This window comes from Sulfitobacter dubius, from assembly GCF_027214245.1.
GTDB classification, from domain to species: Bacteria; Pseudomonadota; Alphaproteobacteria; order Rhodobacterales; family Rhodobacteraceae; genus Sulfitobacter; species Sulfitobacter dubius_A.
The window spans coordinates 366,490-389,759 of the sequence record NZ_JAPWHM010000001.1; the positions used below are offsets into that span (position 1 = coordinate 366,490).

23 protein-coding genes are annotated in these 23,270 nt (G+C 58.8%); 14 read left to right on the forward strand and 9 right to left on the reverse strand.

The features are described from left to right. The first annotated feature begins 20 nt into the window (after window positions 1-20). Both O4H31_RS01810 and secB read left to right on the forward strand, forming a co-directional pair. Complete coding sequence (locus O4H31_RS01810; protein WP_269342196.1) at window positions 21-521, forward strand: FxsA family protein; 501 nt, start codon at window positions 21-23, stop codon at window positions 519-521. A gap of 65 nt (window positions 522-586) precedes the next feature. Next, window positions 587-1,069, forward strand: coding sequence for a protein-export chaperone SecB (gene secB, locus O4H31_RS01815; protein WP_067623694.1), 483 nt, complete (start codon window positions 587-589; stop codon window positions 1,067-1,069). Between the two features lie 3 nt (window positions 1,070-1,072). On the opposite strand, the gene dnaQ is transcribed toward secB, so the two are convergent. Genes dnaQ through O4H31_RS01835 form a run of 4 tightly spaced genes read right to left on the reverse strand, consistent with a single transcriptional unit; the run spans window position 1,073 to window position 3,774 of the window. Further along, window positions 1,073-1,762, reverse strand: coding sequence for a DNA polymerase III subunit epsilon (dnaQ, locus tag O4H31_RS01820; protein ID WP_269342199.1), 690 nt, complete (start codon window positions 1,760-1,762; stop codon window positions 1,073-1,075). Further along, window positions 1,755-2,345: a dephospho-CoA kinase gene (gene coaE / locus O4H31_RS01825; protein WP_269342201.1), complete on the reverse strand. Its 591-nt coding sequence runs from the start codon at window positions 2,343-2,345 to the stop codon at window positions 1,755-1,757. Before coaE ends, dnaQ begins: the two co-directional genes overlap by 8 nt. Next, on the reverse strand, window positions 2,345-3,178 hold the full coding sequence (locus tag O4H31_RS01830; protein WP_269342203.1) for a shikimate dehydrogenase: 834 nt from the start codon (window positions 3,176-3,178) through the stop codon (window positions 2,345-2,347). Before O4H31_RS01830 ends, coaE begins: the two co-directional genes overlap by 1 nt. Next, the gene (locus O4H31_RS01835; RefSeq protein WP_269342204.1) at window positions 3,175-3,774 is read right to left on the reverse strand and encodes a Maf family protein; all 600 of its coding nucleotides are present in this window, start codon (window positions 3,772-3,774) and stop codon (window positions 3,175-3,177) included. Before O4H31_RS01835 ends, O4H31_RS01830 begins: the two co-directional genes overlap by 4 nt. 406 nt (window positions 3,775-4,180) lie before the next feature. On the opposite strand from O4H31_RS01835, the gene O4H31_RS01840 reads away from it, so the two are divergent. From O4H31_RS01840 to O4H31_RS01870, 7 genes are all read left to right on the forward strand, one after another. Then, window positions 4,181-4,630: a CopD family protein gene (locus O4H31_RS01840; protein ID WP_269342206.1), complete on the forward strand. Its 450-nt coding sequence runs from the start codon at window positions 4,181-4,183 to the stop codon at window positions 4,628-4,630. A 124-nt stretch (window positions 4,631-4,754) separates the two neighbouring features. Then, window positions 4,755-6,026: a transcription termination factor Rho gene (gene rho, locus O4H31_RS01845; RefSeq protein WP_067267859.1), complete on the forward strand. Its 1,272-nt coding sequence runs from the start codon at window positions 4,755-4,757 to the stop codon at window positions 6,024-6,026. A gap of 32 nt (window positions 6,027-6,058) precedes the next feature. After that, window positions 6,059-7,345, forward strand: a complete 1,287-nt coding sequence (gene mnmE, locus O4H31_RS01850) for a tRNA uridine-5-carboxymethylaminomethyl(34) synthesis GTPase MnmE (protein ID WP_269342210.1) — start codon at window positions 6,059-6,061, stop codon at window positions 7,343-7,345. Between the two features lie 13 nt (window positions 7,346-7,358). Next, window positions 7,359-9,221, forward strand: coding sequence for a tRNA uridine-5-carboxymethylaminomethyl(34) synthesis enzyme MnmG (gene mnmG / locus O4H31_RS01855; RefSeq protein ID WP_269342212.1), 1,863 nt, complete (start codon window positions 7,359-7,361; stop codon window positions 9,219-9,221). Continuing rightward, window positions 9,218-9,823 carry a 16S rRNA (guanine(527)-N(7))-methyltransferase RsmG gene (gene rsmG, locus O4H31_RS01860; protein ID WP_269342214.1) on the forward strand — a complete coding sequence of 202 codons (606 nt, stop codon included), beginning with the start codon at window positions 9,218-9,220 and terminating at the stop codon, window positions 9,821-9,823. Before mnmG ends, rsmG begins: the two co-directional genes overlap by 4 nt. Beyond that, a complete protein-coding gene (locus O4H31_RS01865; RefSeq protein WP_120349797.1) occupies window positions 9,816-10,613 on the forward strand; it encodes a ParA family protein in 798 nt (265 codons plus the stop codon). Before rsmG ends, O4H31_RS01865 begins: the two co-directional genes overlap by 8 nt. A gap of 12 nt (window positions 10,614-10,625) precedes the next feature. Continuing rightward, window positions 10,626-11,525 carry a ParB/RepB/Spo0J family partition protein gene (locus O4H31_RS01870; protein WP_067630797.1) on the forward strand — a complete coding sequence of 300 codons (900 nt, stop codon included), beginning with the start codon at window positions 10,626-10,628 and terminating at the stop codon, window positions 11,523-11,525. Here the strand turns inward: O4H31_RS01870 and hemW are convergent. From hemW to rph, 3 genes are read right to left on the reverse strand one after another with little or no spacing between them, the layout of a single operon-like run. Then, window positions 11,522-12,676: a radical SAM family heme chaperone HemW gene (hemW, locus tag O4H31_RS01875; RefSeq protein ID WP_269342219.1), complete on the reverse strand. Its 1,155-nt coding sequence runs from the start codon at window positions 12,674-12,676 to the stop codon at window positions 11,522-11,524. The two genes, O4H31_RS01870 and hemW, sit on opposite strands and share 4 nt — an antisense overlap. After that, window positions 12,669-13,280: an RdgB/HAM1 family non-canonical purine NTP pyrophosphatase gene (gene rdgB / locus O4H31_RS01880; RefSeq protein ID WP_269342221.1), complete on the reverse strand. Its 612-nt coding sequence runs from the start codon at window positions 13,278-13,280 to the stop codon at window positions 12,669-12,671. Before rdgB ends, hemW begins: the two co-directional genes overlap by 8 nt. Beyond that, a complete protein-coding gene (rph, locus tag O4H31_RS01885) occupies window positions 13,277-13,990 on the reverse strand; it encodes a ribonuclease PH (protein WP_067630810.1) in 714 nt (237 codons plus the stop codon). The genes rdgB and rph overlap by 4 nt, the downstream gene beginning before the upstream one ends. A gap of 110 nt (window positions 13,991-14,100) precedes the next feature. On the opposite strand from rph, the gene hrcA reads away from it, so the two are divergent. Together hrcA and O4H31_RS01895 are read left to right on the forward strand one after the other, a co-directional pair. Further along, a complete protein-coding gene (hrcA, locus tag O4H31_RS01890; protein ID WP_269342222.1) occupies window positions 14,101-15,165 on the forward strand; it encodes a heat-inducible transcriptional repressor HrcA in 1,065 nt (354 codons plus the stop codon). Window positions 15,166-15,174: 9 nt separating this feature from the next. Then, window positions 15,175-15,738: a nucleotide exchange factor GrpE gene (locus tag O4H31_RS01895; RefSeq protein ID WP_067630818.1), complete on the forward strand. Its 564-nt coding sequence runs from the start codon at window positions 15,175-15,177 to the stop codon at window positions 15,736-15,738. A gap of 29 nt (window positions 15,739-15,767) precedes the next feature. Here the strand turns inward: O4H31_RS01895 and mutS are convergent, their stop codons facing one another. Beyond that, on the reverse strand, window positions 15,768-18,389 hold the full coding sequence (gene mutS, locus O4H31_RS01900) for a DNA mismatch repair protein MutS (RefSeq protein ID WP_269343000.1): 2,622 nt from the start codon (window positions 18,387-18,389) through the stop codon (window positions 15,768-15,770). 194 nt (window positions 18,390-18,583) lie between these two features. Here mutS and O4H31_RS01905 point away from each other — a divergent pair, with 194 nt between their 5' ends. Next, on the forward strand, window positions 18,584-20,842 hold the full coding sequence (locus O4H31_RS01905; RefSeq protein ID WP_269342223.1) for an NADP-dependent malic enzyme: 2,259 nt from the start codon (window positions 18,584-18,586) through the stop codon (window positions 20,840-20,842). Beyond that, the gene (locus O4H31_RS01910; protein ID WP_269342224.1) at window positions 20,842-21,717 is read left to right on the forward strand and encodes a ribokinase; all 876 of its coding nucleotides are present in this window, start codon (window positions 20,842-20,844) and stop codon (window positions 21,715-21,717) included. Before O4H31_RS01905 ends, O4H31_RS01910 begins: the two co-directional genes overlap by 1 nt. A 16-nt stretch (window positions 21,718-21,733) precedes the next feature. Here O4H31_RS01910 and msrA read toward each other — a convergent pair whose 3' ends face one another. Further along, window positions 21,734-22,399, reverse strand: a complete 666-nt coding sequence (msrA, locus tag O4H31_RS01915) for a peptide-methionine (S)-S-oxide reductase MsrA (protein ID WP_269342225.1) — start codon at window positions 22,397-22,399, stop codon at window positions 21,734-21,736. Between the two features lie 155 nt (window positions 22,400-22,554). On the opposite strand from msrA, the gene O4H31_RS01920 reads away from it, so the two are divergent. Continuing rightward, window positions 22,555-23,253, forward strand: coding sequence for an HAD family hydrolase (locus tag O4H31_RS01920; protein ID WP_269342226.1), 699 nt, complete (start codon window positions 22,555-22,557; stop codon window positions 23,251-23,253). Window positions 23,254-23,270 lie beyond the last annotated feature (17 nt).

The following is a 23,270-nucleotide window of genomic DNA, read 5'->3' on the forward strand; positions in this document are numbered from 1 at the left end:
CAGCGAAAGGACCCCGCCACATGTGGCTATTGATCGCATTTATCGCCGTGCCTCTGATCGAGATCACGCTTTTCATCCAAGTCGGTGGCGCCATCGGCCTTGGCTGGACGCTGGCCGTGGTGGTGCTGACCGCCGTTCTGGGCACATGGTTGGTGCGCTCTCAAGGGGCGCTGGCGCTTGGTCAATTGCGCAGTTCCTTCAATGACCTGCGCGACCCGACGGAACCTTTGGTGCATGGCGCGATGATCCTATTTTCCGGCGCGCTGCTGCTGACACCAGGGTTTTTCACCGACGCGGTTGGCTTTGCCTTCCTGATCCCGCGCTTTCGGCAGGCGGCCTATCGGGCAATACGGGACCGTGTGAACGTTCAAAGTTTTGGCACGCCCGGCGGCGGCATGGGTCCGGGGCCCGGCCCACAGGGCAGGCGTAACCCGAGTGGCGACGTGATTGATGGCGATTTTCATGAGATCCCCGAACAGCCGCGTCAGACCAAGGGCCCCTCGGGCTGGACTAAGGATTGAGCGGCCCGTGCCGACCTGCTAAGTCCGGATAGATTTAAGAAATTCACCACAACAGGACACAGAGAATGGCAGAAAACGAAACAGCGCAACCGAAACAGCCGCAGATGCGCGTGCTGGGCCAGTTCATACGGGACATGTCGTTTGAGAACATCATGGCGCAAAAGGGCGCCCCTGCAGATGTGCAGCCCGATGTGCAGGTTCAGGTCAACCTCGACGCGAAAAAGCGCGGTGGCGAAAACCAGTATGAGACCGCGATCAAGCTGAACATCACCTCGAAAGCGAAAGACGGCGACGCGACGCTCTTCGTGCTGGAAATCGACTATGTCGGCATTTTCCAAGTCGAAAGCGTGCCTGAAGAGCAGATGCACCCCTATCTGCTGATCGAATGCCCGCGGATGATCTTCCCCTTCCTGCGCCGCATCGTCAGCGACGTGACCCGTGATGGTGGCTTCCCGCCGCTGAACCTTGAGAACATCGACTTCCTGTCGCTCTACCGCAACGAAGTTGCACGCCGTCAGGCCGAGACCCCGCCAAAAGCCGACGCCTAAGCGTCAGCCAAGCTGTTTCCACAGCGCGTCGCCGCCCAGCTTGCCGACAAATTCGGCATGGGCGGCGGCTTCGGCCTCTGTCAGACGCGAGGGCAGGGGATTGGGCCGCGGTTTCGGGGTCCAGCGCGTGTCAGGCTCACCGGATTTCCGTTCGGGCGCCGATGACAGCGCAAAGTCGGGCTGCCGCCCCCCGATCAATTCCAGATAGACTTCGGCCAGAATCTCACTGTCGAGCAGGGCGCCGTGCAAGGTCCGCGATGTATTGTCGATCCCAAAGCGACGGCAGAGCGCGTCGAGCGAGGCGGGCGAGCCGGGGAAACGTTTGCGCGCAATTTCGAGCGTATCAAGCGCTTGTTCCCATGGGATCTGCGGCAGTCCCATCCAGCGCAGTTCGGCATTCAGGAATTTAATGTCGAAGGCGGCGTTGTGAATGATCAGCTTTGACGTGCCGATAAAGTCGAGGAACTGCCGCCCGATCTGTGCGAACTTGGGCTTGTCGCGCAGGAAATCATCGCCCAGCCCGTGCACCTGAAACGCCTCTTCGGGCATAGAGCGTTCGGGGTTGATATATTGGTGGTAGGTCTCGCCCGTGGCCATATGGTTCATCAGCTCGACCGCACCGATTTCGACGATACGGTCGCCGCTTTCGGGGTCAAAGCCGGTGGTTTCGGTATCGAGCACGATTTCACGCATGACGCAGCTTTTCCCTAATGTCGCGGATCACATCCCGCACCTGCGCGCGGGCATGGTCGGGCGTGTCGGTCACTATCACATAGTCGGAACGGGCGCACTTCTCTTTGGCGGGCATCTGCTTGGCGCGGATGGCATCGAATTGCGCCTCGGTCATGGTGCCTCGGGCAAGCACGCGGTCGCGTTGGACGGCGTCGGGGATAGTGACGCAAACCACCGCGTCCATCGCAGCGTCGCCGCCAGTTTCAAAAAGCAACGGAATATCGAGCACGGCAATGTCGCTATAGGCTTCGGCCAGAAATGTCGCCCGGTCTTGGGCCACCAATGGATGTACGATGGACTCGATCCGGGGCAGGGCGGTCGGATCAGCGGCGATGATCTCTTTCAATGCGGCGCGAGAAACCGCGCCAGCCTCTATCGCCGTCGGAAACGCCGCCTGCACGGGCGCGACCGCCGCGCCCCCCTTCGCATAAAGCCGGTGCACCGCTGCGTCGGCATCCCACACGGCGCAGCCCTCCTCGGCAAACATCTTTGCCGTGGTCGATTTGCCCATGCCGATCGATCCGGTCAGCCCGAGTTGGAACATCAGCGCAGCACCGCCGTGCGCGTGGCGCGATTGACCTCGGGCCGTTGACCGAACCAACGCTCAAAGGCGGGCACCGCTTGATGCAACAACATGCCCAGCCCGTCGACCGTGACGCAGCCCATTTCCTCGGCCGTTTCCAGCAGATGTGTGCGCAGCGGCGTATAAACGAGGTCCGTCACTACGGTGCCGGGGCGTAGCCCATCAAGTGGCACACGCAAAGCACCTTTGCCGATCATGCCAAGCGATGTGGTGTTCACCACCAAGGTGGCGTGATCAATCATATTACCCGCCTGCACCCAATCGATGACCTTCACCCTGCTGCCGAAATCGCGCTGCAACTGCTCTGCCCGCACGCGGGTGCGGTTCGACAGGCAGATCTCAGGCACGCCAGCATCCAAAAGCGACGAGACCACAGCGCGCGCCGCGCCGCCGGCACCCAAGACAGCCGCTGGTCCGGATTTGGGATCCCAATCGGGCGCTCCGGCTTTGAGGTTTTCGATGAATCCATAGCCATCCGTATTATCCGCATGAATTTTGCCATCGGGACGAAAGATCAGCGTATTGGCGGCACCAATCAATGTGGCGCGGTCGGTGATGAGATCCGCGATCTTCATCACCGCTTCCTTATGGGGGATCGTCAGATTTACCCCGACGAAACCCATCTTGGGCAGTGTCCGCAAAACCACCTCCAGATCATCGGGCGCCACATCAAGCGGTACATAATGACCCGCGATGCCGTAGGTCTCTAGCCAATGGCGGTGCAGTTGCGGGGATTTGGAATGCGCGATGGGCGATCCGATCACACCGGCAAGGGGGATTTTGGACAGGCTCATGTCGTGAGGTCTCCGCGCAGCGTCAGGTAATTCAGCAGTTCAAGAAATGGCATACCGAGGACGTGAAAGTAATCCCCCTCAATCTGGCTGAACAGCCGCACACCTTCTTCTTCCAGCTTATAGCAGCCCACCGCGTGGCAGATGCTGTCCCAATTCCGTTCGACGTAGTCCTTGATATAGGCGTCACTAGCGTCACGCATTCGTAGGCGCACTTGGCCGACATGCCGCCACAGCGGTTCGCCATCTTCGTAGAGCACGGCGGCAGAGAGCAGCGAATGCCGATCCCCGCGCAATTGGTGAAGCTGCGCGATGGCCTCATCCCGATCACGGGGCTTTTGCAACATCTCTCCGCGATGCTCCAAGACCTGATCGCAACCTAATACCAGCGCGCCGGGGTGTTTTTCGCTCACTTTGCGGGCCTTCATCTCGGCCAATGTATCAGCAATGTCGCGCGGTTTCGCCGCCTCTGCACGCAGGGCAGCGGTGATCATCTCTTCGTCGATCCGCGCCGGGATCACCTCATGCGGGATCGCGGCCTTCGCCAAGAGTGTAGCGCGGATCTCCGAGCCGGAGGCGAGGACGATTTTCTGCGGCATGTGGATAACCCTGTGATGATCTGGCGCAAATCTTGAGGATTTGTTCTGCGAGATAAAAGTTGACAGCACAAGCCCGCAGATCTCGCCCCGAGTCGCGGTTTTTGTCGCCGATTCCCACCCCGATGGATAGGGATAAGCCGCTTGTGCGTATAACCACGGCACTTCACCGGTTATCCCCGCTTTGATACATTTTGTCCCCCGGAAAATACGCTGGCAAGTTCCTGAGAAAGTTAGATATTCGCGAATCGGAGCGGTTTTTTCCACAGGGTGCCGTGAAGTTTGTTCACCTGTTGATAAGCGGCGGTATAAATCATTAATCCACAGGAATCCGGCTCCCTACAATCAACTACATCTTTTCTCTTTTCTTATTTATTAAGAAAGAAGCACGCACACCGGAGCCGTCCCCATGTTTGATCTTCTCAGCCTCGCCTATCCGTGGATCAAAGCGTTCCATATCGTTTCCGTCATCAGTTGGATGGCCGCGCTGTTCTATCTGCCCCGGCTCTTCGTGCACCATGTCGAACAGGCAGGCTCGGCAGGTCGGATGCATGAGACTTTCTCGATGATGGAATTTAAGCTCGCTCAGTTCATCATGCGGCCCGCGATGATGGCGACATGGGGTTTCGGCCTGGCCCTCGTTCTGACGCCCGGAATCGTGGATTGGACGATGATCTGGCCTTGGACCAAGGGTGCCAGCGTTATTGCCATGACGGTTTTCCACGTTTGGTTGAAAAAACAGGTTAAATCTGTCGAAAGTGGCGACAGTGCCGTAACGGGCCGTCAGTTCCGGCTTCTGAACGAAGTGCCGACGCTGCTGATGATCGTGATCGTCTTCTCCGTGGTCGTGAAATTCTGAAGCAATTGACTCAAGCTGCGGCGTTGCCTATATCTGCGCCACTGTCCCGTCCGGGGCGGTTTCTGCTTGCCACATTCAAATGATCGACCAGCCCGCATTCTGCTGCGGCTGAACAGGATGCTCCATGACAACCGAAACGCTGAACCTCGCTGATCTCAAGGCGCAGACGCCGAAAAACCTGCTCGCCATGGCCGAAGAGCTGGAGATCGAGAACGCCTCGACCATGCGTAAAGGCGAGATGATGTTCCAGATTCTCCGCGAACGCGCGGATGACGGTTGGGAGATCTCGGGCGACGGCGTCTTGGAAGTGCTGCAAGACGGATTCGGTTTTTTGCGCTCACCCGAAGCGAACTACCTGCCGGGCCCCGATGACATCTATGTCTCGCCCGACATGATCCGCAAATGGTCGCTGCGCACCGGGGACACCATTGAAGGGCTGATCAAAGCGCCTGACGACACCGAACGCTATTTCGCATTGACCGAAGTGACCAAAATCAACTTCGAGGCGCCTGAGAAGGCCCGCCACAAGGTTGCTTTTGAGAACCTGACGCCACTCTACCCCGACGAGCGTCTGACGATGGAGGTCGACGACCCCACGATCAAAGACCGCTCCGCGCGGATCATCGATCTGGTCTCGCCCATCGGCAAGGGCCAGCGTTCGCTGATCGTCGCCCCGCCGCGCACCGGTAAGACCGTGCTGCTGCAGAACATCGCCAATAGCATCGAAAAGAACCACCCAGAGTGCTATCTCATCGTCTTGCTGATCGACGAACGTCCCGAGGAAGTCACCGACATGCAGCGTTCGGTAAAGGGGGAGGTCGTTTCCTCCACTTTCGACGAACCTGCAACGCGCCACGTGGCCGTGTCCGAGATGGTGATCGAGAAAGCCAAGCGTCTTGTCGAACACAAGCGCGACGTGGTGATCTTGCTCGATTCGATCACCCGTCTGGGCCGCGCGTTCAACACCGTGGTGCCATCTTCGGGTAAGGTTCTGACTGGTGGTGTCGACGCAAACGCCCTGCAACGCCCGAAGCGCTTCTTCGGTGCCGCGCGGAACATCGAAGAGGGCGGATCGCTCACCATCATCGCCACCGCGCTGATCGACACCGGCAGCCGCATGGACGAAGTGATCTTTGAAGAGTTCAAAGGCACCGGCAACTCCGAAATCGTGCTGGACCGCAAGATTGCAGATAAGCGCGTCTTCCCGGCGATCGACATTCTCAAGTCCGGCACACGGAAAGAGGACCTGCTGGTCGACAAGGTTGACCTCCAGAAAACCTTTGTCCTGCGCCGGATCCTCAACCCGATGGGCACCACCGACGCCATTGAGTTCCTGCTTGGCAAGCTCAAGCAAACCAAGTCGAATTCTGACTTCTTCGACTCCATGAACACCTGAGTTATTAAATAATAACAATAGGTTAGTGAGATATGGACACGATATTCGCCCAAGCGTCAGCGCCGGGCCGAGCCGGGGTTGCGGTGATCCGCATTTCCGGCCCGCGGGCCTTTGCGATCGCAGAGAAGATCACCGGCCAATGTCCTAAGGGGCGCGAAAGTGCGCTGCGCAATCTTTGGGGCGCCGATGGGGAGATCATTGATCAAGCCTTGGTGCTCAGCTTTCCCGGGCCGAATTCCTTCACCGGCGAGGATGTTGTCGAGCTGCAAGTGCACGGATCGATCGCTGTCGTGCGCGCTATGCTCTCACTTCTCTCGACATTCCCGGAAACACGAATGGCTGAGGCAGGTGAATTCACCCGTCGCGCTCTAGAAAATGAAAAGCTGGACCTCGCACAGGTCGAAGGTCTGGCAGATCTCATCGAAGCCGAAACCGAGGCACAAAGAAAGCAGGCTCTTCGCGTGCTCTCCGGGTATCTTGGTGCCCGGGTCGAAGACTGGCGGAAAGATCTGATCCGTGCCGCAGCCCTATTAGAAGCGACGATCGATTTCGCAGACGAAGAGGTGCCCGTCGATGTCACCCCAGAGGTCGACGCGCTGCTGACCAAAGTCGGGAAAGAGTTGGAGGCCGAAGCGCGGGGCACCTATGTCGCAGAGCGCGTTCGAAATGGCTTCGAAGTTGCCATCATCGGCGCACCGAACGTTGGTAAATCGACCCTGCTAAATGCTCTCGCAGGACGTGACGCCGCGATTACTTCCGAAATTGCGGGTACGACCCGTGACGTTATTGAGGTTAGGATGGACCTCGGCGGTCTTCCGGTGACGCTGCTGGATACGGCGGGTCTGCGCGATAGCGATGATAAGATTGAGGCCATCGGAATCGAACGGGCAATCGAACGCGCGAAAGCCGCAGACTTGCGGGTCTTCCTTGCCGCCCCGGATGAGACGCTGATGATTGCTCCGGAGCCCGATGATATCGTGGTCCGACCAAAAGCAGATCTCACAGGTATCGAAGAAAACGGGATCTCTGGAAAAACCGGGCAGGGCGTGTCTGAGCTTATTGCCCAGGTCCAGACGACCCTTTCGACGAAGAGCGCCGGCATCGGACTCGCGACGCATGAGCGACATCGCGTCGCTCTGGAGCAAACTGTCTCGTGTTTGGCTGAGGTAGATGTTATCTTGCAGCGTGGACCCGACTTTTATGATCTAGCCTCGGCGGAATTGCGATTCGCTATACGCGCGCTTGAAGCCTTAGTAGGCCGAATAGATGTCGAAAACCTGCTGGATGAAATCTTCACCAGCTTTTGCGTAGGTAAATGATGGAGTGTTTCACGTGAAACATTTTGATGTGATCGTGATCGGCGGCGGCCATGCGGGCGCGGAAGCGGCCCACGCTTCGGCACGCCTCGGAGCTCATACCGCTCTTGTGACCATGGACCGGAACGGCATCGGTGTGATGTCTTGCAATCCTGCAATTGGTGGGCTGGGTAAAGGGCATCTTGTCCGCGAGATTGACGCCATGGACGGCGTTATGGGTCGGGTCGCGGATAAAGCGGGCATTCAGTTCCGCCTGCTCAACCGTCGCAAAGGCCCCGCGGTTCAAGGCCCGCGTGCCCAGGCTGACCGCAAGATTTACCGTACTGAGATGCTAAAAGAAATTGAAGGCCAAGAGAACCTCGATATTGTCGAAGGCGAAGTCGTGGATTTCGCAATGGATGGTGACACGGTCGCTGGTGTGGTATTGGCTGACGGTGCTACTCTCCGAGCGACCTCTGTGGTCCTAACCACTGGAACCTTTTTGCGTGGCGTCATTCATATCGGCGACGTATCGCATCAGGGCGGTCGGATGGGCGACAAAGCCTCCGTTCGGCTCGCTGAGCGGATCGACTCCTTCGGCCTTCCTATGGGAAGATTGAAGACAGGAACGCCGCCGCGCTTGGACGGCCGGACCATTAACTGGGATATTTTGGAAAAACAGCCGGGCGACGAGGAGCCTGTGGTATTTTCATTCCTCTCCACGGAAGTATCTGCGCCGCAGGTCGCTTGCGGGATAACGCACACCAACGAGAAAACTCATCAGATCATTCGCGAGAACCTTGATAGGTCCGCCATGTACGGAGGGCATATCGACGGCGTGGGCCCGCGGTACTGCCCATCTATTGAAGACAAGGTGGTTCGATTTGCGGATAAAGACTCGCATCAGGTTTTCTTGGAGCCTGAGGGCGTAGACGACCACACTGTATACCCGAACGGAATATCAACGTCGCTGCCGGAGGATGTGCAAGAGGCCTATGTACGGAGTATGGTCGGACTCGAAAATGCAGTAATATTACAGCCCGGCTATGCCATCGAGTACGATTACATAGACCCGCGTGCTCTGTCTTCGACCCTCGCTGTGCGGACCGTGCCGGGCCTCTATTTGGCGGGCCAGATCAATGGCACCACAGGATATGAGGAAGCCGCTGCTCAGGGCCTGGTCGCCGGCTTGAATGCCGCGCTAACGTCACTGGGTAGGGCCGCTGTAACCTTCGGGCGGGCAGAGAGCTATATCGGCGTCATGATTGATGATCTGACGACCCGTGGGGTCAGCGAGCCATATCGAATGTTTACGTCCCGGGCGGAGTTCCGTTTGTCCCTACGCGCGGATAATGCGGACCAGCGCTTGACGCCCCTGGCGATGGAGATCGGCTGCGTATCGGAAGCTCGTAGTAAGACTTTCCAGCATAAGCTGGCTTCTTTGGAGGCCATTAAACAGCAATTGCTCGCTAAAGAATTTACCCCCAAAGAACTCTTGGAGGCCGGTATTGCCGTCAACCAAGATGGTTCTAAACGGAATGGCTTTCAGGTACTCGCATTCCCAGAGGCTAAGTTCGAAGATCTAATGTCGCTCGATAGTAGCCTTGAGGAAGCCTCACAGGAGGTCCGACGCCAGATCGAGCGCGATGCGCTTTACGCGACCTACATCTCTCGCCAGCAGAAAGAGATCGATCTCCTTAAGAAGGACGAGGGCCTTCGGATACCAGCTGATTTCATGTTTGACGACCTTGCGGGGCTCTCCAATGAATTGAAATCGAAGATCGCGGCGGCCCGACCTGAAACGATGGCACAGGCGGCCCGTATCGACGGGATGACGCCAGCTGCCCTAACTTTGATCCTTGCGCGGGTGAAAAGAGGACCGGGTAAGAGGTCCGCATGACGATAAAAGACCACTTGAATGTTTCACGTGAAACATTTGCCAAGCTGGAAGCTTTCGCTGAGCTGGTGCGAAAATGGAATCCGAAGATCAATTTAGTTTCCAAAAACAGCTTGTATGATCTCTGGCAGCGTCATATTCTCGATTCCGTACAGGTTTTTGAACTTGCAGAGGGCGAGGGCCATTGGGTTGATCTTGGCAGCGGCGGAGGGTTTCCGGGAATTGTGGTTGCGATTCTCAATCAAGAAGCGCAGACCTTTCAAGTGACCATGGTCGAGAGTGATCAACGCAAATGCGCATTTCTCCGTACCGCTATTCGTGAACTCGGCCTGACTGCATTAGTGAAAACTGAGAGGATCGAGCAGTTGGATGGCCTCAAAGCCGATATATTGTCGGCACGAGCCCTTGCAGATTTGACCCAGCTTCTGGACTTCACTGAGCTTCATCTAAATCCTGACGGTACCGCGCTCTTTCCTAAGGGGCAGAATTGGCAAAGCGAAGACAGAGATGCTAAGCAAGTCTGGGCCTACGCGCTCGAAGCCGTAGAGAGCAAAACAAATCCAGCTGCCGCTATTTTGAAGATTAAGGATATTGCCCGTGTCTGACCTCTCTCGTCCGGCTGGACCGAAAATCGTTGCCATTGCGAACCAAAAGGGCGGCGTTGGTAAGACCACTACCACGATCAACCTTGCAGCAGCGCTCGCAGAGGCGGGCAAGCGAATCCTCGTTGTCGATCTTGACCCGCAGGGGAACGCCTCTACCGGGCTAGGGATCGAAGTAGAGGATCGAGAGTTCACGACCTATGACCTGTTGCTTGACGACAGCCTACCACAGGATGTTATCCAGCGCACTGAAACGGATGGATTGCTTATCGTTCCCGCGACGGTCGACCTTAGTTCTGCGGATATTGAGCTTTTCTCGAATGAGAAAAGGAGCTTCCTTCTTCACGATGCGCTGCGGCAACCGGCAATGGATCAGTTTGAGTTCGACTATATCCTGATCGACTGCCCGCCGTCTCTCAACCTACTGACAGTAAACGCGATGATCGCGGCGCATTCTGTTCTGGTGCCGCTTCAGAGCGAGTTTTTCGCGCTGGAGGGTCTTTCCCAACTTATGCTTACGATCCGCGAAGTGCGGCAGAGCGGGAATAAAGATCTCAGGATCGAGGGCGTGCTTCTTACGATGTATGATAGGCGGAATAACCTGTCGCAGCAGGTTGAGAGTGATGCGCGTTCGAACCTGGGAGATCTGGTGTTCCAGACCGTCATCCCGCGGAATGTTCGGGTAAGCGAAGCGCCAAGTTTTGCGATGCCTGTTTTGAGTTACGATCCTACTTCGAAAGGGGCCCAAGCCTACCGCGACTTGGCGGCAGAGCTAACGAGAAACAATGGTTAATAAGGTGGCAGTATGGCAGATAAACAAGAGCGTAAACGGGGCCTTGGCCGGGGGCTTTCGGCACTGATGGCGGATGTAGCTGAGACAGAGAGCGTGGCCGCCAAGGGGGCCGCGGCGGCGGAGCAGTTCGTTCCGATTGAGCGGATCAAGCCGAACCCAGATCAGCCGCGTAAACGGTTTGAGCAAGAGCACCTTGACGATCTCGCCGCATCTATCAAGGAAAAAGGGGTCATCCAGCCCCTGATCGTGCGGGCGCTCGACAATGGTAACTTTGAGATTGTCGCGGGTGAGCGGCGGTGGCGTGCCTCGCAAATTGCGAAGATACATAGCCTCCCGGTCATTGTCCGCGAGTTCACCGATGTTGAAGTACTCGAAGTTGCGATCATCGAAAACATCCAGCGGGCCGACCTGAACTCGGTCGAGGAAGCGGCGGGTTATCGTCAGCTGATGGATAAATTCGGGCACACGCAGGAGAAGATGGCAGAGGCTCTTGGCAAGAGCCGGAGCCATATTGCGAACCTTTTGCGTCTGTTGAACCTGCCGGATCCGGTGCAGGAAATGGTGCGTCAGAATGAACTAAGCGCGGGGCACGCGCGGGCGCTGATCCCCGCAAAGGACCCGATGAAATTGGCCCAGCAGGTCATCAAGGGTGGCCTTTCCGTGCGCGCAACCGAAGCGTTGGTTAAGAAAGACCAGGCTGGCGAGCGTGGTAATATGGTAAATAAAGAGCGCCTCTCGCAGCGCTCAGAGAAAGACGCCGATACTCAGGCGCTTGAAGGCGATCTGTCAGCAAACCTTGGTATGAAGGTTAGTTTGGACCATAAACCGGGGCAAGAAGCGGGCAAGGTGACGTTGCACTATACCACGCTTGACCAGTTGGACGAGATCTGCCGGTTGCTGGGTGGCTCCTAAGGCAAAAGCGCTTCGATCACGGCGTTTAGAACTATAACGCCTTGATCGGAAACGATTAATCTGTCTGCGTCGCGCTTTGCCATGCCGATATCTTGCAGGTGATCAACGGCCTTTTCGTCGATTTCTTGCCCGGCGATATCGGCGTAGCGAGCCAGATCGACGCCTTCTTTCAGGCGGAGACCCATAAGGAGAAACTCGGTCGCCTGTTCGCTTCGGCTGATGGCGGCGCGGGGTTTCTCCGATTGGCCTTTCGCGACACCATCAAGCCACCGTTGCGGATTGCTATAGGCGACGGTTGCCATCTTCTGTCCGTCAAGCGTCAGCCGTCCGTGCGCGCCGGGGCCGATACCGATGTAATCGCCGTAGCGCCAATAGATCAGGTTGTGACGCGATTGAGCACCATCGCGCGCGTGATTTGAAACCTCATAGGCGGGCATGCCCATATCGTTGCAGATGTCTTGTGTCAGAGTGAACATATCCGCGCCCAAGTCTTCGTCGGGCAGGCCGCGCAGCTTGCCACGGGCGTAGCGGTCGCCGAAAGCGGTGCCTTGTTCGATGGTCAGTTGGTAGAGCGAAATATGGTCTATCGCGAGCGATAGAGCCTGCTTTAGCTCGGCTTCCCACTGGGCCGCGGTTTGATCCTGACGGCCATAGATAAGATCGAAACTCACCCGCTCGAACGTATTGCGGGCGATATCGAACGCCGTCATCGCTTCTTTAGCAGAGTGCAGGCGGCCCAAACGCTTGAGATCCGGATCGTTGAGCGCCTGAATTCCCATTGAGACACGTGAAACGCCGGCATGTCGGTAAGCGGCGAAACGGCCCGCTTCGACAGAACCGGGGTTGGCTTCGAGCGTGATTTCCAAGTCATTTGCGGTCGGCCAATGCCGCCGGATCGCGGCGATGATATCGGCCACGACATCCGGGTCCATCAGGCTGGGTGTGCCGCCCCCGAAAAAGACTGCGTTGAGGACGCGGCCCGGTGTCTCATCCGCGGCTCTTTGAAGCTCTGCCAGATAGGCATCACGCCAGGCGGCTTGGTCAATCCGGCGGCTGACATGGCTGTTGAAGTCGCAATAGGGACATTTCGCCTCGCAAAATGGCCAGTGGATATAGAGGCCGAAGCCGCCCTGTTGCCAATCTTCAGCCAAAACAGCCCGCAATCAATTTAGCAAAAGCATCGGCGCGGTGGCTGATGCTGTTTTTCTGTTCTGCGTCCATCTCGGCGAATGTGATGTCATGCCCATCGGGTTGGAACATCGGGTCATAGCCATGCCCTTGTTCGCCCCGCATGGGCCAAACCAGCGTGCCATTTACCTTACCCGCAAAGACTTCGTCGTGGCCATCGGGCCAAGCCAGAACCAGCGTTGCGCAAAAGCGGGCGCGGCGCGGGTGGGGGGCCTTCTTTTCTTCCAGCAGGTTCCGCGTTTTGGTCATGGCCATGATGAAATCACGGCCATTCTCGGTCTCTGCCCAGTCGGCGGTATAGACGCCGGGGGCGTTGTCCAGCGCTTCGACCTCAATGCCGGAATCGTCAGCCAAGGCGGGCATGCCGGTGGCCTTGGCCGCCGCATGTGCCTTAATCCGCGCGTTGCCGACGAATGTGGCCTCGGTCTCTTCGGGCTCGGGCAGGTTCATCTCTGCCGCGCCGATGACCTCTACCCCGTGGGGCGCGAAGAGCTGGCGCATTTCCTCCAGCTTGCCCGCGTTATGCGTGGCAATCAGGATGCGTTTTTCGGTGAACTTGCGTGTCATGCGGTGACCGATTTCTGGATCGCGGCCAGTTCGCCGACGCCTTTTTCGGCCAGATCCATCAGCTGGTTCATCTGGTCGCGCGTATAGGTAGAGCCTTCGGCACTCATCTGGACTTCGATCAGCTTGCCGGATCCGGTCATGATGAAGTTACCGTCAACGCCAGCCTCAGAGTCTTCAGGATAGTCGAGGTCAAGCACCGGCTGACCTGCATAGATGCCACAGCTTACCGCGGCGACCGGGTCAACCAGCGGATCAGATACGACATCGCCCGCTTTCATCAGTTTGTTCACGGCCAAACGCAGTGCAATCCAACCGCCGGTGATCGAGGCGCAGCGGGTGCCGCCATCGGCCTGAAGCACGTCACAATCGACGGTGATCTGACGCTCTCCCAGAGCGGAGCGGTCGACACCGGCGCGCAGGGCGCGACCGATCAGACGCTGGATCTCGACCGTGCGACCTCCTTGCTTGCCCGAAGCGGCCTCACGGCGCATCCGTGTGTTGGTGGCGCGGGGCAGCATGCCGTATTCGGCGGTGACCCAACCCAAACCGGAGCCTTTGATAAACGGGGGCACGCGGTCTTCGATCGTGGCGGTGCAGAGCACATGGGTATCGCCCATCTTGATCAGGGCCGACCCTTCGGCGTGTTTGGTGAAACCTGTCTCGATCGAGACGGCGCGCATTTCATCGAGTTTCCGGCCAGAGGGACGCATGACATATCCTTTTTGATGTTGCCCGGGGATACCGCCCCACAAGGCTTTGATGCAACCCCGATTGACGTTTGCCCGGCTTGTACCTTTATTGGGGAAGAGAGCGAGCACCGATGAAAAACACGCCTGAATTGCTGAAAGACATGAACGACCGATCCCGCGAAGTGTTTCGCCGGGTGGTCGAAGGCTATCTGGAGAGTGGCGATCCCGTCGGGTCGCGCACGCTGACGCGCGACTTCAGCGAAAAGGTTTCGGCAGCGACGATCCGCAATGTGATGCAGGATCTCGAATACATGGGGCTGCTCGACAGCCCGCATGTCTCGGCCGGGCGGATTCCGACCCAATTGGGGCTGCGGATGTTCGTCGATGGCATGATCGAGATCGGCGACCCGACCGAGTTGGACCGCGAAAAGATCGACGCGACGCTGGGCAATAATTCGTCCGATGTGGGCGGGCTTCTGGACCGGATTGGCTCTGCCTTGTCGGGGGTTACGCATGGCGCCTCTCTTGTGCTGACGCCGAAGCACGAAGCGCCGATAAAGCATATCGAATTCGTCTCTTTGTCGCCTGATAGGGCTTTGGTTGTGCTCGTCTTTTCCGATGGCCATGTGGAAAACCGGCTTTTCACGCCGCCGCCGGGGCAAACGCCCAGTTCGATGCGCGAGGCGGCGAATTTTCTGAATGCTTTCGTTGAGGGCAAGACCCTCAGCGAATTGCAACGGAGCATAAAACATGAGATCGCCAAACGCCGTCAGGAGATTGACGTGTTGGCCCAGCAACTGGTCGAGAGCGGTGCCGTGCTGTGGGACGCGGAAGGGGAGCATTCCGAACGCTTGATTGTCCGGGGCCGGTCGAATCTGCTGAGCGGGGAGGGGGAAGCCGAAGACCTCGACCGTATCCGCAGCCTCTTTGATGACCTTGAGCGCAAGCGAGACATCGCCGAATTCCTCGAACTGGCCGAAGACGGGGACGGTGTACGCATTTTTATCGGCTCCGAAAACAAACTTTTCTCACTTTCGGGTTCCTCTCTGGTCGTTTCCCCTTATATGAACGCTGATCGTAAGGTGATCGGCGCCGTGGGTGTCATTGGCCCGACACGCTTAAATTATGGACGTATCGTGCCGATTGTGAATTACACGGCACAACTGGTGGGAAAGCTGATTTCCGACCGGAACTAGAGGTGGAACATGGCTGAGCCGAAAGAAAACGACTTTTTGGACGAGATCGACAGCGCCGAAGCTGAAGAATACGCCGAAGACATGGCCGAGATCGACGAAGAAGCCCTTGCGGTGGAAGAGTTGCGCGCTGAGCGTGACCAATACCGCGACCGTTTCATGCGCGCGCTGGCCGATGCCGAGAACGCGCGCAAACGCTCCGACAAGGACCGTCGAGAGGCCGAGAACTACGGCGGCTCCAAGCTCGCCCGTGACATGCTGCCGGTCTACGACAACATGAAACGCGCGCTGGAAACCACTACCGAAGAGCAGAAAGAGGCTTTTGGCCCGCTGCTGGAAGGTGTGGAACTGACGATGCGCGAGCTGCTGAACGTCTTTAAGAAGCACGGCATCGAAGTGATCGCACCCGAAGTGGGCGACAAGTTCGACCCCAAGCATCACGAGGCGATGTTCGAAGCCCCGGTGCCCGGCACCGTCGCGGGCGAGATCATTCAGGTCGCCGCCGAAGGCTTCATGCTGCACGACCGTCTGCTGCGCCCCGCGCAGGTTGGGGTGTCTTCGACCCCGGCGAGCTAAGCCCAGTCAGATATCTTTGAGTGAGGCGGTCAGGATTTGGCCGCCTCTTTCAGTTTGTAGATCAGCTCAAGCGCTTCACGAGGGGAGAGTTCATCAGGGATGATCTCTTTCAGCTTCTCCTCGACAGCCGATGTTGTCGCGGGCTTCGGCTGTGGGGTCGGGCTGACGGCGAACAGCGGCAGATCGTCGATCAGGGTCTTTTGCGTCGCGCCGCCTTCGCGCTCGCCTTTTTCCAGCGCCTCCAGCACCACGCGGGCGCGGGCGATCACTGGCGCGGGCAGGCCCGCCAGTTGCGCGACTTGCACCCCGTAAGACCGGTCTGCCGCGCCTTTGCGTACCTCATGGAGAAAGACGACCTCCCCTTCCCATTCCTTGACCGCTACCGTGGCATTGTCGACACCCGGCAACTTGCCCGCGAGCGCCGTCATTTCATGATAATGCGTGGCAAACAGCGCCCGTGTCCGGTTCACGTCGTGCAGATGTTCCAGCGTGGCCCATGCGATGGAGAGACCATCATAAGTGGCCGTGCCGCGGCCAATTTCATCAAGGATGACCAAGGCGCGGTCATCCGCTTGGTTCAGGATCGCGGCGGTTTCGACCATCTCCACCATGAAGGTCGAACGCCCGCGCGCCAGATCGTCCGACGCGCCGACGCGACTGAAAAGCTGGCTGATAACGCCGATATGGGCCGAGCTTGCGGGCACGAAACTGCCCATCTGCGCCATTAGCGCAATCAGGGCGTTCTGCCGCAGGAAGGTCGATTTACCGGCCATGTTCGGGCCGGTCAGCAGCCAGATGTTCGCGGCTTCGCCCTCGGCACTGAGGTCGCAGTCATTGGCGATGAAAGGCTCGCCCGATTGTTGTGTCAAAGCGCGCTCAACCACCGGATGCCGCCCGCCTTTGATGTCAAATGCCCGAGACATATCAACGCGCGGGCGGGTCCAATTTTCGCTCCGCGCAAGGTCGGCCAGACCTGTCGCAAGGTCGACTTCGGCCAGCCCGGCAGAGGTTTGGCCAATCTCTGCGGCATGTTCCAGAATGGCACTGCGAAGGCTTTCGTAGAGCCGTTTTTCGATCTCCTGCGCATGGTTGCCAGCGTTGAGGATTTTCGTCTCCAACTCAGACAACTCTACGGTGGTGAACCGCACTTGGTTCGCCGTTGTCTGACGGTGGATAAAGGTCTCTGACAGGGGCGGAGAGAGCATCTTTTCCGCATGGGTCGCGGTGCATTCGACGAAATAGCCCAAGACATTGTTATGCTTGATCTTGAGCGAGGAAATCCCTGTATCAGAAACAAATTGCTGCTGCATGCCCGCGATTACGCCGCGCCCTTCGTCGCGCAACTCGCGTGCGGCGTCGAGGTCTGCATCGTGGCCGGGCGCGATGAAGCCGCCATCCCGCACCATCAGCGGCGGTTCGGCGACCAAGGCTTGATCCAGCAGGTCGATGAGGTTGCCATGACCTTGCAAACCTTCTGCGGCCTCGCGCAGCAGATCTGGCAGTTCCTGCTGTGTTAGGCTCTGGTGCAAAGCCTCGGCTTCGATCAGCCCGTTGCGGATCGCGGCGAGGTCACGCGGGCCGCCCCGATCTAGTGAGAGCCGCGAAAGCGCTCGATCAAGATCTGGTACATTACGCAGCCGCCCACGGATATCTTCGGCAAGACGGGTATTCTCATGGGCAAAGCTGACCGCATCGGCGCGGGCGAACACCACATCAACGACCCGCGAGGGGCTTGAGATCCGCCGTTCCAGCAGCCGCGCGCCCCCGGCGGTGACGGTATTGTCCATGATCGACAGCAAAGACCCGCCGCGCCCGCCGTTCAGGGAATGGGTTAGTTCCAGATTGCGCCGGGTTGCCGCGTCGATCTGTACGGTACGGGCTTCGGCCTCTTTTTGCGGGGGGCGGAGCAGGGGCAGCTTGCCGCGTTGCGTGATAGTGAGGTATTCTATTACCGCGCCCATGGCAGAGACTTCAGCGCGGGTGAAGCTGCCGAATGCCTCCAGCGTCGCGATACCAAACAGGTCGCAGACCCGCTTTTCCGCGCTGGTGCTGTCAAAGGCCGAGCGGGCCAAGCCCGTCAACGCGATCCCGAAATCAGAGACGACTTCGTGCAATTCACTCTCTTTCGTCTCAGAGACGATCAATTCAGACGGCGATAGGCGGGCCAGTTCCGGCCCCAAACGAACCTGGGCCAAGGGCATCACGTGGAACGCGCCGGTCGAGATATCGACCCATGCCATAGCGCAGGCATCACGGACCTCGGCAAAGGCGGCAAGGTAGTTGTGGCGGCGGGCTTCAAGCAGGCTTTCTTCGGTCAGGGTGCCGGGTGTCACCAGCCGCACCACATCGCGTTTCACCACCGACTTATAGCCGCGTTTCTTGGCTTCGGCGGGGCTTTCCATCTGCTCGCAGACCGCCACGCGAAAGCCCTTGCGGATCAGCGTCAACAGATAGCCTTCGGCAGCATGGACCGGCACGCCACACATGGCGATGTCTTTGCCTTGATGCTTGCCGCGTTTGGTCAGCGCAATGTCGAGCGCCTCGGCGGCGGCAACGGCGTCGTCAAAGAACATCTCATAAAAGTCGCCCATGCGGTAGAACAGCAGCGCATCCGCGTGGTCCGCTTTAAGCTCGAGATATTGCGCCATCATTGGCGTTACTTTTTCTGTCTGCACGGCGGCCCCCTATTGCAGCGCGGACCCTACAAAACCCCCCGAAGCAGGGAAAGGGGGTGCAGGCGTGATGGGCGGCCTTTATCTGGCAATTTTGCTCTGACGCGGCGCTTGCGTTGTGCAGGCGTTCGATCGTGGCTAAGAAGATTCCAAAGCAAGGGAAGGGCCATATCGTGACCAGAAAGAACCGTATCACCTCTGAAGAGGCGCTTGCCTTTCACCTTGAGCCGACGCCCGGCAAATTCGAGATCTCGGCCACGGTGCCGATGACCACCCAGCGGGACCTCAGCCTCGCCTATTCCCCCGGCGTGGCGGTGCCCTGCGAAGCGATCGCGGAAAACCCCGAGACGGCCTATGACTACACCAACAAAGGCAATCTGGTCGCGGTGATCTCAAACGGAACGGCGGTGCTGGGCTTGGGGAACCTCGGCGCGCTGGCCTCCAAGCCAGTGATGGAGGGCAAGGCGGTTCTGTTCAAACGCTTTGCCGATGTGAACTCGATCGATATCGAGCTTGATACAGAGGATACCGAGGCATTCATCAACGCCTGCAAGCTGATGGGCCCAACCTTTGGCGGCATCAACCTCGAAGACATCAAAGCGCCTGAGTGTTTCATCATCGAACAACGTCTGAAGGAAGAGATGGACATCCCCGTCTTCCATGACGACCAGCACGGCACGGCGGTGATCTGTGCCGCGGGCCTGATCAACGCACTGCATCTGTCGGGCAAAAAGATCGAAGATGTGCGCATCGTGCTCAACGGTGCGGGTGCTGCAGGGATCGCCTGTCTGGAACTGCTTAAGGCCATGGGCGCGAAACACGACAATTGCATCATGTGCGACACCAAGGGCGTGATCTATCAGGGTCGTACCGAGGGTATGAACCAGTGGAAATCGGCCCATGCCGCCAATACTGAGCTGCGCACGCTTGAAGAGGCGATGAAGGGGGCGGATGTCTTCCTTGGGGTTTCGGTCAAGGGCGCGGTGACGCCTGCGATGGTCGCCTCCATGGCCGATAACCCGGTGATCTTCGCCATGGCGAACCCGGATCCAGAGATCACCCCCGAAGAGGCGCATGAGGTCCGTATGGACGCCATCGTCGCCACCGGGCGGTCGGATTATCCGAACCAAGTTAACAACGTGCTGGGCTTTCCCTATCTCTTCCGCGGTGCCCTGGATATTCACGCACGCGCTATCAACGATGAGATGAAGATTGCCTGCGCCCATGCTTTGGCGCAGCTGGCGCGTGAGGATGTGCCCGATGAAGTGGCGCTGGCCTATGGCCGAACGCTGAGCTTTGGTCGCGACTATATCATCCCCACGCCCTTTGATCCGCGCCTGATCCACCGCATTCCGCCTGCCGTGGCCAAGGCGGGGATGGACACAGGGGCGGCGCGGCGGCCGATCATCGATATGGAGGCCTATGAACTGGGTCTGAAATCGCGGATGGACCCGACGGCGAGCATCCTGCGCGGCATCAACGCCCGCGCTCGGGCCAATCAGGCGCGGATGATCTTTGCCGAGGGCGATGATCCCAAAGTACTGCGCGCGGCGGTCATGTACCAGCGCGCCGGGCTGGGGAAAGCCTTGGTCGTGGGCCGCGAGGACGACGTGCGTGCCAAGCTCGAAGAAGCGGGCATGGAAGATGCAGTGCGCGAGTTGGAGGTGGTGAACGCTGCCAATACGCAGCATTTGGAAACATACAAAGATTTCCTTTATGGCCGTCTGCAGCGCAAGGGTTTCGACCGCAAGGATATCCACCGCCTTGCCTCACGCGACCGGCATGTCTTTGCAGCCCTGATGCTGGCACATGGGCACGGCGACGGTCTGGTGACCGGGGCCACCCGCAAGTCGGCGCATGTGTTAGAACGGTTGAACCACGTCTTTGACGCAAATGCCGAAGCCGGAGCTGCAGGCATCACGGCGTTGCTGCACAAGGGGCGCATCGTCTTTATAGCCGATACGCTGGTTCATGAATGGCCCGATGAGAACGATCTGGCCAATATCGCCGAGAGCGGCGCGCGTGTGGCGCGGCATCTGGGGCTGGAGCCGCGGGTTGCCTTTGTCAGCTTCTCGACCTTTGGCTACCCCGTCTCGGAACGTGCCGAAAAGATGCACCTCGCGCCCGAAGTGCTCGACCGGCGCGGCGTCGATTTCGAATACGAAGGTGAGATGACCGTCGACGTGGCTCTGAACGCGGCCAGTCAGGCGAACTACCCGTTCTCGCGGCTGACGGGGCCTGCCAATATCCTCGTGGTGCCAGCGCGGCACTCGGCCAGCATCTCGGTCAAGCTGATGCAAGAGATGGCGGGGGCCACGGTGATCGGGCCGATCCTCACCGGCTTGGACAAGTCGATTCAGATCTGCTCCTCTACCTCCACGGCGAATGACATTCTTAACATGGCCATTCTCGCGGCCTGCAAGGTGGGCTGATGATCTGGAACCTCGGCTCTATCAACGCGGATAACTTCTATCTGCTGCCCCATCTGCCGGGGCCGGGAGAGACCATTTCGGCCCGGGATTTTCGGCAAGGGCTGGGCGGTAAGGGGGCCAATATGTCGGTCGCCGCCGCCCGCGCTGGGACGCGGGTGATGCATGTCGGCGCGCTGGGGGCCGATGGCGGTTGGGCGCTGGAAAGGCTGTTGGAATACGGGGTCGAGACGGCGCATATCACCTTGATGGAGGGGGTCACCGGTCACGCCAATATCGCCGTTGATCTTGAGGGCGAGAACAACATCGTCATCTTCCCCGGCACCAATCATGAAATCACCGATGAGATGATCGGCGCGGCGCTGAGCGAGGCATCTTCGGGCGATTGGTTGTTGATGCAGAATGAGACCAACGGCCAGCGGTTCGCGGCCCGGACGGCAAAGACATTGGGCCTGCGGCTGGCCTATGCCGCCGCGCCTTTCGATGCCGGGGCGGTCACGGCGATTCTAGACCAGATCGATCTGTTGGTATTGAACGAGGTCGAAGCGGCGCAGCTTAGGGCCGCGACGGGGGGCGAGCTGCGGCAACTGCCTGTCGATGACATCGTGGTGACACTGGGCGCCGGGGGCTGCGAATGGGTCTCTAACAAGGCGCATCTGGTCGAAAGCTACCCTGCCTATCGGGTCGAGGCGGTGGATACGACCGGGGCGGGGGATACCTTTACCGGCTATCTGGTCGCGGGGTTGGACCGGGGGATGACCATGCCGCAGGCGATTGATCTCGCGATGCGCGCCGGGGCGCTGATGGTCATGCGCCATGGCACCGCGGATGTGATCCCCGACCTGAAAGAGATTTGGGATCACGATTTTCGTACCTAAGCGATCGGTGTCGCGGTTACTTTACGAAGGGTGCCGCGCTGCCCCAAAGCTGTTTCACACGGGCATCTCGGCCGCAGCCGTTACGGTAGCGTTTGTAGGCGACTGACTTTTTGACCGCCACGCCGACACTGCTGAAGGCCAGCCGCTCGCTGCTTTTGTAGTAATCTTGGTGATAATCCTCAGCCGGATAAAACGGCGCATCGTCAAGGATCGGGGTCACGACCTTGGCGCCAAGGGCGTTCTGCGCCTCGGCCTTGGCCGCCTCTGCGGCGCTTTTCTGTGCGGGGCTGCCCGCAAAGATCGCGGTGCGGTAGCTTTCCCCTCGGTCACAGAATTGACCGCCCGCATCCGTCGGGTCGATTGAGCGGAAAAAGAGGTCCAGCAGCGTTTTGCGGCTGACCACGTCTGGGTCGAATTGGATCTGCACGGCCTCATAATGGCCGGTGTTGCCGCCGGTGACCTGTTTGTAGGTGGGGTTCTGGGTGCGCCCCCCGGCAAAGCCCGAGACAGCTTCTTTCACGCCTTTGACGGATTCGAAATCCGCCTCGACGCACCAGAAACAGCCGCCTGCGAGGGTCAGCACCTCGGTTTGCGCCGCTGCGGCAGGGCGGTTCTGCGCCGCGAGACCCAAGGTGATGGCGAGGGTCAGAATGGCGGGTTTGAACATTGATTTTCGGAACATGATGGTCCTCCTCTGGCGTAGGGTTGCCGCTGGGACTGAGATAGCGCAAGGCCGGGGCAGGGGAAGTCACGCGCTGGTGAAGGCAATTTACCACTTGGCGAGATGGCGCGTTCTTTCTAGCGTTCCGGGTTCAACGGCAATGGGGGAAAGCTTTCATGCGAATTGCGATGTGGTCAGGGCCACGCAATCTCAGCACCGCGATGATGTATAGTTTCGGGGCACGGCAGGACTTTACCGCAATGGATGAGCCCTTTTATGCGGCCTATCTGAAGGCGACCGGGTTGGAACATCCGATGCGCGACGCGGTTCTGGCGGCACAGGAACAAGACCCTGCGCGGGTGCCCTTGGGGTTTGTGCAGGACGGTGCCCGGCATCTTTATATGAAACATATGGCGCAGCATATGATTGACGGGTTTCCGCTGGACTGGGCGGAGGATTGTGTGAACATCCATCTGATCCGCCATCCCGCACGGGTGATCGCGAGCTACGCCGCGAAACGTGAAGCGCCACGTTTGGCGGACATTGGATTTGACCGACAGCTTATGCTGTTTGAGCGTTTGGGCGGGCTGGTCATCGACAGTGGCGATATCCGTGCGGACCCGGAGGGGATGCTGCGCAACCTCTGCGCCGCGATCGGTCTGCCTTTCGACCCTGCGATGCTGCACTGGCCTGCAGGGCCACGCCCCGAGGATGGGGTTTGGGCCCCGCATTGGTATGGGGCGATCCATCAAAGCTCCGGGTTTGCCGGGCCCGAGGGGGATTTGCCCGTGCTTAACGGGGCGACTGCAGAGGTTCTGGCCGCCGCCTTACCCTATTATGAGCAGCTATTTGCGGAACGTCTTAAAAATTTCTGAAATCTGCGAAACTTATT

Bases quoted from the DNA above. Each gene is read 5' to 3' on its own strand.
- rdgB (WP_269342221.1), bottom strand. From the start codon at position 13,280: ATGACACGCAAGTTCACCGAAAAACGCATCCTGATTGCCACGCATAAC.
- O4H31_RS01895 (WP_067630818.1), top strand. From the start codon at position 15,175: ATGGCTGAGCCGAAAGAAAACGACTTTTTGGACGAGATCGACAGCGCC.
- rsmG (WP_269342214.1), top strand. From the start codon at position 9,218: ATGACGATAAAAGACCACTTGAATGTTTCACGTGAAACATTTGCCAAG.
- O4H31_RS01830 (WP_269342203.1), bottom strand. From the start codon at position 3,178: ATGAGCCTGTCCAAAATCCCCCTTGCCGGTGTGATCGGATCGCCCATC.
- O4H31_RS01910 (WP_269342224.1), top strand. From the start codon at position 20,842: ATGATCTGGAACCTCGGCTCTATCAACGCGGATAACTTCTATCTGCTG.
- coaE (WP_269342201.1), bottom strand. From the start codon at position 2,345: ATGTTCCAACTCGGGCTGACCGGATCGATCGGCATGGGCAAATCGACC.
- rph (WP_067630810.1), bottom strand. From the start codon at position 13,990: ATGCGTCCCTCTGGCCGGAAACTCGATGAAATGCGCGCCGTCTCGATC.
- rho (WP_067267859.1), top strand. From the start codon at position 4,755: ATGACAACCGAAACGCTGAACCTCGCTGATCTCAAGGCGCAGACGCCG.
- msrA (WP_269342225.1), bottom strand. From the start codon at position 22,399: ATGTTCCGAAAATCAATGTTCAAACCCGCCATTCTGACCCTCGCCATC.
- O4H31_RS01920 (WP_269342226.1), top strand. From the start codon at position 22,555: ATGCGAATTGCGATGTGGTCAGGGCCACGCAATCTCAGCACCGCGATG.
- O4H31_RS01870 (WP_067630797.1), top strand. From the start codon at position 10,626: ATGGCAGATAAACAAGAGCGTAAACGGGGCCTTGGCCGGGGGCTTTCG.
- secB (WP_067623694.1), top strand. From the start codon at position 587: ATGGCAGAAAACGAAACAGCGCAACCGAAACAGCCGCAGATGCGCGTG.
- dnaQ (WP_269342199.1), bottom strand. From the start codon at position 1,762: ATGCGTGAAATCGTGCTCGATACCGAAACCACCGGCTTTGACCCCGAA.
- O4H31_RS01810 (WP_269342196.1), top strand. From the start codon at position 21: ATGTGGCTATTGATCGCATTTATCGCCGTGCCTCTGATCGAGATCACG.
- O4H31_RS01835 (WP_269342204.1), bottom strand. From the start codon at position 3,774: ATGCCGCAGAAAATCGTCCTCGCCTCCGGCTCGGAGATCCGCGCTACA.
- mnmE (WP_269342210.1), top strand. From the start codon at position 6,059: ATGGACACGATATTCGCCCAAGCGTCAGCGCCGGGCCGAGCCGGGGTT.
- O4H31_RS01840 (WP_269342206.1), top strand. From the start codon at position 4,181: ATGTTTGATCTTCTCAGCCTCGCCTATCCGTGGATCAAAGCGTTCCAT.
- hrcA (WP_269342222.1), top strand. From the start codon at position 14,101: ATGAAAAACACGCCTGAATTGCTGAAAGACATGAACGACCGATCCCGC.
- mutS (WP_269343000.1), bottom strand. From the start codon at position 18,389: ATGATGGCGCAATATCTCGAGCTTAAAGCGGACCACGCGGATGCGCTG.